A 9,786-nucleotide genomic window follows, 5' to 3' on the forward strand; every position below is an offset into this window, starting at 1 on the left:
GGGGGGAAATTGATGTTGCACCAGACGTTTACGTACAATTCCGCCTGTTGGTAGCTTGAAAAATAGGCAATGCTAATTTTGCCGCCCCTTTCCTGTTAATGCGACAGTGCCACTGAGCGCCAGCCCCCTATTATGCAAATAATGCTGAACCTAAACTACAATAACGGTGCAAAAACACCGTTATTGTAGGAAATTACTAAATTAGAAGTTGTATTTCACCCCTAACATCACGGCAGTATCGCTGTAACCTTTGTCACCTAATTGCTGGCCCACGTTACCCCAGACATTCAGTTGCTTATTCAATTGCCCCTCAACGCCTACTTTCAATTCACCGATATTCTTCGCGCCAGCCTGCTTCACTTCAACTGCGTTCATATTGGTACCGAAGTCTTTGGTATTGTGAATCCAGTTGGCTTCCACAAATGGCTGGAATTCGCGATCCTTGCCATTATCACTTTCGTGGTGGCCTTTCATATAAGAACGCAGCCCCAGACGGGTCTGGATATTACCGTCACCCTGTCCATTCACATGTGTGCCGTTCGCTTCAGTATGGTCATTTGCCTTAACACCCATCCAGGTGATTTGTGCTTTAGGCTGGATAAAATAGGTCTCATTCTTAGACTTATTCTCACCGACCTTAAAGGTATAACCACTCTCAACCGAGGCCGTGACCCCTTTCGATTTATACTCTTCCGTCGCCAGACCTTCGCCCTGCACGGTATTATTAAACCAGCTGTATTGCGCCCAACCGTCGACATACAAACCAGACTTATCTTCGTCGTTGGCATACCAGGTGCTGTAAACACCGGTGCTGTAACCATCGACCGAACCGCCAGACTTATAGCCAGATTTCGCATTGGTATCGCTTTTGCTATTACCGTAACCAGCCATCACACCCAAATGTAAGCGGTTTAAGCCATCGTTACTCCACTGAGCAATATCGCCCCCCAGTTGCATCACATAACGGTTGCTTTGCGTTTTCAACTGACCACTGGTATCACGTGAACGGTTATGACCACCTTCGTTACGCAACCACATGCTGGTAACTTTCTGTTCGCCAGTCAGGACGTCGATATATTGTGTTTCTCCCAAACGATCGTGCAGACGCGTCACAAACATATTGTTTGCCGAGGCCAGGTTGGCGGTGTAACTGCCCGCTTCAGGGCGTTTGATTTCTTCGCCTGATGCCACCGGATTCTCTGGGTCAACCGGCAAACTGATCTGATTACTCAGATACCAGTTAGCGGCATTCTGACCCACGCCACGCAGCAGTCTGTAATCATAAGCACCAGCCACAATACGACCATTTTGAACAAACTCACCATCAGATAAACCATTAACTTGAATCAATTCAATACCGTTGAGTGTTGTCGCTCCACTACCACCCGCATTAATCACACTAACGGATGTATTACCTGAAGTATTGCCCTCTACAATCATTTTATCGGTTACAGAATCGTCATTATTTAATTCGGTGTTAAATATCAAATGACCATTATTACCAATATAGTTACCGTGAACAACTAATAAATCGCCAGCAATAGGATTCGACAAATTAATCGTTCCAGAGTTATTCAATTCTGCGACATCAGAGCTAGCAGCTATATTCCATATAGAGTTTTTATCAATATTCACCAGGCCTCCATTACGTGCGAGACCAGTCCAATGTGTATTCATTAACGTGATATTTGCGTTACTTCCAGTAGAGGCCTGAATATCTCCAGTAAGAGACTCTATATTATCAGCAGTGACATTCACTACCCCATAGTTTACGCCATCAGTATCAGCATTGATAAGCACACCATTATTCAATACATTACTGCCATCAAGATTGGCATTGATTTCACCACCCAACGCATTAAATGAATAGCCATTAATACTGTGTAAGTTTGCGTTTTTCTGATTGAGATTAACGACTGATTGCGTACTGCTGAATACAGCATCTGAATTCATTCCGGATGTTATTATTTGGGTGTTATTAGCATTAATGACCCCATTTCTGGTTGCCATAATACCATTTGCATTTTCGCCTGTTGTTGTGACAATGTTATTTCCAATTAAATTGGATGTTCCGAAATTATCTGTTAATATGCCGTGAGATTCATCACCAAATGTTGATATTATAATGTTATTAGCATCAATCACAGCATTATCATTCACACTTACCAGCCCATTAGAATGATAATTATTTGTTGTAATAGAGCTATTGCTTCCTAGATTAACATAGACTCCATTGACATCAGAAATAGTATTTGTTGCCGTTACACCATTGGCCCTTTCGCCATTTGTGATGACATTAATAGCCCCGTCGATAATTATCGAAGAGTTAGGCCGACTGGCTATTAATCCGTATGCTCGTTCACCATTGGTTACGACGTTATTATTTTCCCCAGAAAGAAATATTTGTCCCCCGCCGTTAGCTGCATATACGGCATGACTAGATAATCCTGACGTTTCAATGTCAATGTTTTTAGCTGTTATTTTAGATATTGCATTTGTACCATTAGCATATATTGCATAAGCATTATCACCTATACCAGTAGTTATTTTACTTCCAGTACCTAAGTTAATATTAGCTCCATTTTGTGCGGCAACGGCAATAGATAAGTTACCATTGGTATTGACTTTAATGGAGTTTTTAACAAGAATATCAGCTCCAGCTGAAGTTGCAAATAGGCCATATGATTGTGCACCATTAACGGTAATAATATTATTTTCACCATTAAATAATACGGATCCATTTTGTAAAAGCTGTAGTGCATGGGATGAACTGTTGCCATTTGTTGTTATATCTGTGTCGCCATTAAATATTACGGCAGCGTCTGCATAAACGGAAAGACCTTTTGCATTATCACCAAAACTAGTTAAACTAGCGCTATCATTCATTGTCAGGCTACTATTCAACATAACTCTAACTGCATCCCCATTAGCGCCGGCTACATTCTCGGCATTTGACGTAAAGGGATTATCAATAACAGCCTGTTCTCCATTATTAATAATAAACGTATTAGCATAACTATGTGATGATAAAGCAAGCATAATTGCAGACAATGTAAAAAAACATTGATTAGTATTATTCTTCATTAAAAAACCCTAGTTTGTAAAATATAATAAACATATTTTTATAAAAGTAAAATATTGTTTTTGTGAAAACTTACGAAGTAATTATTTGTAGATTAGATTGCATGTCATTTGTAGAGATCTAATCCGACATCATCGATGTCCTACGATACAACTCAAACTATTTTATTCACATGATAGCGTCCATTATATGGCCTGATAACCAGGCAGTTAGATAGGTGGTTATTATTAAACATAATTTATTCATCACTAATAAGTTACTTTTATTTGTTGATGTTTATCTTATTAGTTATTAAAAAATAAAAACATTCAGTGATACTCTAAATTAATTAATGGGTTTTAAAGTTAACTTTAAAAAGTCACCACTTTTATAACAATATCGTTTGATGGAATGTAGTTACTTTTTTCGGCTCAGATTGATAATCCACCTGATTGGTGCATATGTTCGAAAGAAGCATGGTCCGATATGTAAGAACGTGTCATTCGTTTTTGTATTACGCCGTCAAAATCCTATATGGCTTTAATATTCTGCTCTATCCCTGACAAGTGGAGCAGTGTCGTCGAAGAATGCAGTAAAAACGCCTGAGATTAGGATGATTTTTCCATCGTTACTGCTGTGTATCATCTGACTGCAAATCCTCACATTTACTCTAGTAGAGTTGATTAATATACGGATAATTAAAATAAAGAAGAATAAGAATTAGATGTTTTATTGTGGGAAAATTCTTGTTTTTCTTATGCCGCATAGTTTATTTTTATATAATCACAATATTTATGGTCGTCATTACAATAATATTTTATTGGCCTAGCAGATAGGCCGACTGACCCGCCTGAGGAACAGTAATTGGATGATGCTGAAAAAAAATAGAGCAGTATGAGTTTCTCATTGTCAGTCTGGATATGTTCCTACTTCATGGCAGGATTTATCGGATAAAGACCTTGCAGAATGGTCCTATTACCCTTGCTATGATTATCTCCATCAACAAAATACTAATATTTTGACGGTTTGAGCTGATTCTAGCGAGAAAAGCAGGAGATTGAGTTGACACATACACGAGTAAATGTCGGAACAATCAACCTTGGTCTATTCAAACACCGGGTATTGGCCCTATACTTTCACATGATTAATTCGTCGTGCTTGTTCATATCGTGACCCCCAATATTTATTATCGAGAGTTGATATAGTGATACCTATGCTACTGGATGCATGGATAAATTTATTTTCCCCGATGTACACACCCACGTGTTGGGTTTGTTTTGATGTCTTGAAAAATACTAAGTCGCCCGCATGTAAAGCATCTTTAGTAACCAGCGAGCCTTGTTTTATTTGTTCATGAGTACTTCTAGGCAAGCTAAAGGAAAATTCATCTTCAAAAACCCGCTGCATATAAGCAGAACAATCAATACCTTTACGAGTATTACCGCCTAACTTGTAACTAACACCTTCCCATTGATCATAATGGGTCAAGATTTTTTTGAGTTTTTCGGTTTCATCGTATCGAGAAATCGCGTGCGGTGAGGCCGATAACTTTGACATATTTTGAGACGCCTCTACTACACCTGAAAATGTCAATAAAGACATCATAACAATCATCACGGAGGTAATAATATTAAACATAAAGATATTGTTAACTATTTTAATGGCTACGGTATTGGATTATATGAGACAAAATAAAATTTGTTCTGTGGACGTTGATATGCTTTTCAACTCAGGCTTTCCTGACTGATATCATTCTCAACAACTCAAATGACTGATAAAAACGCGATGCCTTTCATTTTTATTTTCACACTAAATAATCTCCAGCAGACCTTGACGTCGAATGTGTATGCATGGATGAAACATCGAATTAAAATGACAACTCAAGGAGTATGGGCGAAACCCTTTACTCATTTTTACAATGGAAACCTCTAATTTAAATAATTAAAACTGCTCACCTTCACCCCGACTCCACCTTAATGTCTATACATTTTAAGATACACGATCTTTTAATCTAAACAATGCGTATTTTATAGGTAAATATATTGGATTGATTTAATTAGATTGGCTAGCCACCAAGTGGCTTAGGTGGGAATATATGCTTATGCATTGTATTTAAAGAGGAAAGTAATTTTAAACATCAATGAAATAGTTAAATTTATTTAATCATCTAGTCAAATTGGAATGTTAAAATACAAAACATCCTACTTATAAAGTGAAATTTCCTACGCCATTTGGGATAAGCGAATTCTCTATTCCTGGCAATTCGTTAATAAAAAGTGACGTAAATTAAAGCAATAGCAACAGTGTGTTCATAATCCGTTATGCTTATTAGTATGCCATGTTTATTAATTATTTTGAGTTAATATAGGTAGGGAATAATTAATAAAGATGATAAATAATAACAACCTGCCTACTTAAGGTGTGTTTTTGATGGCTAGGTATACGGATGAGTCATTGGCATATATATGAAGAGATGATTTGTTTATGATAGGGATCATTGTAACTGTCTTCAGAGATTAATATACGGTTTTGCCTACAAAAAGGTTCTGTTGCATTAGTCAAAAAAGAATACAAACGTATGCTTAAAGGCTGACTTGAGTGAACAGGTTAAAGCGCTTGATCTTAATTTATCAGTGACGTTGATCAGACTCTCGAGTTGGTGGTAAAAGAACGACCGTGTGAACGTTAACCCGCCGACAACTGTATCGGCCTTGAGGCTTAAATAGTGTGTGGAAGAAAACGGTTGACATGGTGCACAGGCACAAGAGACAAATTCTGAACTTTTCCAATCAGGAACCATCTTAGCAACGCCTTTGACCCTAACGTTCCTAATATCGTCTTGGATAAACTTTGTATTCGGAAAGTTAGCCCTATAGCTACTTGCTGTGTTCTCATCAAAATCGATGCCTAGCGCAACATTAAATCCTGCCAATTCAAAGCCTTTGCTGGCTCCGCCACATCCGCAAAAAAAATCTATAACCCTCATTGATAAGGTTATCCCTGTATGAAAATCAGCCTTCGTTCCGTTTAGTGTAACGGTTCGTGTTCGTTAAACACATTATAATGTCGATCATCTTGTCTGTAACCTTTGCTCGTCACTTAGTTACTATCATCAATACACCCCAGCATTACATGGATATAGTTAGTGTTTTCTAACTATAGCCGGCGTTTGATATTGCGGTGATCCTGTTCGACAAGATTATTCAGATACTTACTCTGCCTGATAGTGACGGTTTCTTCATCGGGTTTGTCGGCGTTGAGTATGGCCAACGTTGCTGTGTTGGCTCCACTTTTATCGAGAGTCACGATCTCTGGCTCACCGTGTTGACGAATAGCCTTGCGAAAGAAGCGTAATGCGGCGGCGGCATCCCGTTTGGCGGTCAGCAGGAAGTCGATGGTCTGGCCTGCAGTATTGACCGCGCGGTACCGATATTTCCACTGACCTTTGACTTTGATGTAGGTTTCATCCATGCGCCACCGCCGACCTACTGTGCGTTTGTGTCGGCGAAAGACCTTATCCAGCAAGGACACCGGACGGATGATCCAAGGGTGAAGCGTGGAGTGGTCAACGATAATCCCGCGCTCTGCCATCATCTCTTCTAGGTTGCGAAGACTCAGTGCATAAGCGAGATACCAGCGAACACACTGCGCGATAACATCAGTGGGATAATGCAAGCGACGGAAGGCCTTTCGGATCGGAGATATGGTTAGGTAGCATCATAAAAAAAACAGCATGTTACCTGACCACGCTTTAATGCGACAGAACCCTTAGACCTGCTCTAACAGTCACCACCATTTAGGATAATTATTAAACGCTGTATATATTGCAGATTTTGCCTCGTCCGTTAACTTTTCTCTGCCTTTTGATACTGAGACATATCCATGCAGATCTTCTTTAGCACATGACCATTCAAGCCATCCTAAAACTGGATTTAAAATCAACTCAAAACATCCATTCATATCTTTAAGATGAGCTATATCATCATTCCGCATATTGTCGATAAATGCATCAAAGCATTGGCATTCAAGCCATGCTTGGGTACTGACACTCAAGCTATAACTAAATTTATTTACTTGAATCACCAAATTAAACTTCAATGATGGAATATGTTCATCAAGCTCTATTACGTCCAATGCAATATTGATCGGACTTGTAATTTCTATGTCCATTTAATTTTCCCTAGATAACGAGCATGAATGACTGTTGGCAAATCACCAGCAAAGCGCGGAGGTTTGATTTCCAGTTACCAACCATCGACTGTTATACGTCCATATGACATACCGTTCTTTGTCGCGGCATCTAACGCAGCTTGAAAACTTCTGAGTTCTGTCTGGCTGGCAAGTCTGACCGCCTCTGGCGTATTAGTTACGGCTTTAGATAAGCACCCTTGTGTTAGTGGAGGATGGTACCGATATTACCTGCTGAAATTATTATGGAAATACGAGTTCACCGGAAGCACACGTTTTTCTACAACTCGTTTGTAGATCTGAACCACTTCAGGAACAGATAGTGATCGGTGGCGACTGGCTTACCTAGTCTGGGATCACCGATATAGAGCAACTGGAGATCACCGCTGCGCCTGATGTGATCCGGCTGCAGCGGCGAGAGGTGAGAGGATTTAGGGCGTAGAAGCAAGAACCACGGCCTGAACTGAACTGGCCGGGGTTCTTAGATTACTTATTCAGTAAGGTTCTTCTAGCTTCCAATAATGCTTCTTGAAGCCAATCAAAGTCTATCACCCCAATATTCGGGGAAAACTCAACCTTAATGTTATTCTCGCCATCCTCTTGCTGTAAAAGCGCGATGAACTCTTCACCACAATAGATTTCAGCTATTAATTTTTCATAATCAACATCACTAGCCACAATAATTTTTAATTGATGTTTATTAGTCATTCTTAAGGCTCCCAAAATCCACGGAGATTACCCTGAGGGTCAAAACGAGCCCCCCGTCCGTCAGGTGCTATAACATCGAAACCACCAAAACGGTTACCTTCTTTGACCGTTGCCCCTGGAGTTTTAACGATTCCATCCAATATTTTTTGCCCTTGTTCATTCATCTGAGCCGGTGTGCCCTTAGCAACAGGAAAAGCGCTTCCTTCACGACTGCCATGTTTTTGCAATGCTCTACCAGCAACTGTGAAATTTCCCGCTTTAACAGCCGAATCAGTTTTAGCGCCTGTTTGTGAAAGCGTATCTAACTCAAGTTGACCAAATTTACCCGCATTAATTTTTGGACCAGAACCAGATGAAAGACTCTTGGCCACATTAGCCGCCACAGCTTCAGCTTTCGCCGTCGTCGCTTCTGACATCTGGATACCGGCATTATTCAGGCACAGCACCACATTACCCGCACAGGCTTGTATCGCTGCTTTCGCGGCTGCTGCAATTTCAGGGGTAGCCGCTGCCAGTACACCGCCACCAAGACCTGCTGGTAAAGCGACCATCAGCGCATCGTTCATCGCCAGCCCTTTCCGGCAAGACTCTGAGCTTGGCTCAGTGCTGCAAGACGCAATATTCTTACCATGCTCCTGCACGAACTTAGTCTGAGTGTCTTCATTACCACTCAGCAAGTTATTCTCAATAACAATATTTCTAAATGATGACAACCTTATCTATTCAAGAGTACATATATCACTGATGCAATATATAAAGCACGGAGCAACCACAATAAAGCACCAGCCAACCCACAGGTTTTCCCTTTTAGAAGTATGCTAAAAAACCCTTTATGTCCCTCAGCTACCATATTGAAAAAGTTAGCATACTTATAAAAATATAACGCGATAAACCAAGTTATCACAATCAATGGAAAGTAAATGACACCTTCACCATCACGGATAAACTTAAGGGCATATGACAGCGGGAATCCAATAAGTAATGCTACCCGCCCCAAAAATAAACTAAAGGAACTTTTTCTGAGGAAAAATATGCCACTAAAATACTCGTTCATACCTACTGGGGAGTTAAGGGGCAGCTTGCTACTTCTAGCATATTGATAGAATGACATAAAAAAGATTGCCATTGATAACGTGATCGTGATGATGTCGGGGCTCATTTTGCTTTATCCTGGCCGAAGTCATTATGATAGAATTCAGTTCCAGAGGAACCATTGATATCCATTTTTTTCACCGGCAGCATTGGTTGACACGCCGCTCCATCCCCATGCAGGTCCCGCTCCGAAACTAAAACCAAAACCATCTTTTCCATAAGATATTTCGCTAGAAATGACCCCAAGCCCTAAACCTACGGAACTATTTCTTTCGGAATCATAGTCCCAGGGAAATATGGTCCAAACTGAATCCCTATCTGCCCGGAGATGCGTCCACCGACAGCTAATGTTTATCCACGATTAGCTGAAATCTGGTATGGGTCTATACTCGTATCAAAATAATAATCGGCCCCTACACCACCTGAAACTTCAACCTTTCCATTAGGTTTAACCTTATATTCGGTGCCCCAGGAAGGCCCCAAGTGTGACGCATCAATTACCTCATTGATCTGTTCTGCACTCTTTCCTTGTTGACTCGGATCAAACGCCAGAGAAGCATCCTGCTGTACGCGTGGCGGCACAAACCCATACATTGAATTATTCTCCACCGCATTCTTCCCAGCCTGCGCAGCTACTGCTGCTGTCACCAACTAACCCACCCGCCAGCCCTGCGGCCAATGTCGCCAGCGCACTGACGGTTTGTTTCTGTTTTTCGGTGAGACTGTCTTTATCCCAA

8 protein-coding genes and 4 pseudogenes are annotated in these 9,786 nt (G+C 40.6%); 1 reads left to right on the forward strand and 11 read right to left on the reverse strand.

The annotated features are described in order from the left end of the window. Window positions 1–201 precede the first annotated feature (201 nt). Both YROHD0001_RS19900 and YROHD0001_RS00305 read right to left on the reverse strand, forming a co-directional pair. Complete coding sequence (locus YROHD0001_RS19900; RefSeq protein ID WP_086023451.1) at window positions 202–3,084, reverse strand: autotransporter outer membrane beta-barrel domain-containing protein; 2,883 nt, start codon at window positions 3,082–3,084, stop codon at window positions 202–204. Between the two features lie 1,105 nt (window positions 3,085–4,189). Then, complete coding sequence (locus YROHD0001_RS00305; RefSeq protein ID WP_231622857.1) at window positions 4,190–4,666, reverse strand: NlpC/P60 family protein; 477 nt, start codon at window positions 4,664–4,666, stop codon at window positions 4,190–4,192. 968 nt (window positions 4,667–5,634) lie between these two features. On the opposite strand from YROHD0001_RS00305, the pseudogene YROHD0001_RS20980 reads away from it, so the two are divergent. Further along, window positions 5,635–5,727 (forward strand): annotated as a pseudogene (locus YROHD0001_RS20980) (hypothetical protein); the annotation flags it as partial. Window positions 5,728–5,798: 71 nt separating this feature from the next. Here the strand turns inward: YROHD0001_RS20980 and YROHD0001_RS20985 are convergent. From YROHD0001_RS20985 to YROHD0001_RS20990, 9 genes and pseudogenes are all read right to left on the reverse strand, one after another. After that, window positions 5,799–6,047: pseudogene (locus YROHD0001_RS20985) on the reverse strand (DNA cytosine methyltransferase); the annotation flags it as partial. 173 nt (window positions 6,048–6,220) lie between these two features. Beyond that, a pseudogene (locus tag YROHD0001_RS0118985) lies at window positions 6,221–6,766 on the reverse strand (IS6 family transposase); the annotation flags it as partial. Window positions 6,767–6,847: 81 nt separating this feature from the next. Further along, window positions 6,848–7,231 carry a hypothetical protein gene (locus YROHD0001_RS0118990; RefSeq protein ID WP_032818505.1) on the reverse strand — a complete coding sequence of 128 codons (384 nt, stop codon included), beginning with the start codon at window positions 7,229–7,231 and terminating at the stop codon, window positions 6,848–6,850. 504 nt (window positions 7,232–7,735) lie between these two features. Continuing rightward, on the reverse strand, window positions 7,736–7,957 hold the full coding sequence (locus YROHD0001_RS00300) for a hypothetical protein (RefSeq protein WP_004716882.1): 222 nt from the start codon (window positions 7,955–7,957) through the stop codon (window positions 7,736–7,738). Between the two features lie 2 nt (window positions 7,958–7,959). Further along, window positions 7,960–8,523, reverse strand: coding sequence for a hypothetical protein (locus YROHD0001_RS00295; RefSeq protein ID WP_235427897.1), 564 nt, complete (start codon window positions 8,521–8,523; stop codon window positions 7,960–7,962). 149 nt (window positions 8,524–8,672) lie between these two features. Beyond that, on the reverse strand, window positions 8,673–9,116 hold the full coding sequence (locus YROHD0001_RS0118995; protein ID WP_032818507.1) for a hypothetical protein: 444 nt from the start codon (window positions 9,114–9,116) through the stop codon (window positions 8,673–8,675). 36 nt (window positions 9,117–9,152) lie between these two features. Continuing rightward, entirely contained in the window at window positions 9,153–9,404 is a 252-nt protein-coding gene (locus tag YROHD0001_RS20910) for a polymorphic toxin type 25 domain-containing protein (RefSeq protein WP_144404272.1), read from the reverse strand. Continuing rightward, window positions 9,401–9,643, reverse strand: coding sequence for a polymorphic toxin type 25 domain-containing protein (locus tag YROHD0001_RS20860; protein ID WP_032818509.1), 243 nt, complete (start codon window positions 9,641–9,643; stop codon window positions 9,401–9,403). Before YROHD0001_RS20860 ends, YROHD0001_RS20910 begins: the two co-directional genes overlap by 4 nt. Window positions 9,644–9,646: 3 nt before the next feature. Further along, window positions 9,647–9,786: pseudogene (locus YROHD0001_RS20990) on the reverse strand (VENN motif pre-toxin domain-containing protein); the annotation flags it as partial.

The organism is Yersinia rohdei ATCC 43380, from assembly GCF_000173775.1.
GTDB classification, from domain to species: domain Bacteria; phylum Pseudomonadota; class Gammaproteobacteria; order Enterobacterales; family Enterobacteriaceae; genus Yersinia; species Yersinia rohdei.

Excerpts from the sequence above, each read along its gene's own strand:
- YROHD0001_RS19900 (WP_086023451.1), bottom strand. The coding sequence starts at position 3,084 with ATGAAGAATAATACTAATCAATGTTTTTTTACATTGTCTGCAATTATG.
- YROHD0001_RS00305 (WP_231622857.1), bottom strand. The coding sequence starts at position 4,666 with ATGATGTCTTTATTGACATTTTCAGGTGTAGTAGAGGCGTCTCAAAAT.
- YROHD0001_RS0118990 (WP_032818505.1), bottom strand. The coding sequence starts at position 7,231 with ATGGACATAGAAATTACAAGTCCGATCAATATTGCATTGGACGTAATA.
- YROHD0001_RS00300 (WP_004716882.1), bottom strand. The coding sequence starts at position 7,957 with ATGACTAATAAACATCAATTAAAAATTATTGTGGCTAGTGATGTTGAT.
- YROHD0001_RS00295 (WP_235427897.1), bottom strand. The coding sequence starts at position 8,523 with ATGAACGATGCGCTGATGGTCGCTTTACCAGCAGGTCTTGGTGGCGGT.
- YROHD0001_RS0118995 (WP_032818507.1), bottom strand. The coding sequence starts at position 9,116 with ATGAGCCCCGACATCATCACGATCACGTTATCAATGGCAATCTTTTTT.
- YROHD0001_RS20860 (WP_032818509.1), bottom strand. The coding sequence starts at position 9,643 with ATGTATGGGTTTGTGCCGCCACGCGTACAGCAGGATGCTTCTCTGGCG.